Here is a 249-nt window from a genome sequence, read left to right as displayed (position 1 = left end):
CGCTTAAAGAGACTCGTTCGAAAAACTATCGGTTTCTCGAGATCAGAAGAAATGCACGATAAGGTCATCGGCACCTTTATCGAACGAGAGTTTTACCATTAATCAACAGATTGGAGTCATGACCCGATTTTGTGAAGAATGTTTTACAGTGTCGATTTATCTCCTCAGTAAATCCGCTTTTCTTATCAAGTTTATTGGGTAGGCTTTTGTTAGATATTGTTCATTTCAACAACTTTTATTCTTAGGTCC

At 37.3% G+C, this 249-nt stretch carries 1 protein-coding gene; it reads left to right on the top strand.

Features of this window, described 5'->3' with window-relative positions; genetic code table 11:
• On the top strand, positions 1 to 102 hold a 102-nt coding region (locus H5300_RS27520; protein ID WP_220503464.1), incomplete at its 5' end, for an IS1 family transposase.
• Positions 103 to 249 lie beyond the last annotated feature (147 nt).

Origin of the sequence: Vibrio sp. SG41-7, assembly GCF_014164465.1 — a bacterium.
Lineage (GTDB): Bacteria > Pseudomonadota > Gammaproteobacteria > Enterobacterales > Vibrionaceae > Vibrio > Vibrio splendidus.
Note: the sequence above shows the minus strand (reverse complement) of the source record. Positions and strands in the feature narration are given on the sequence as shown.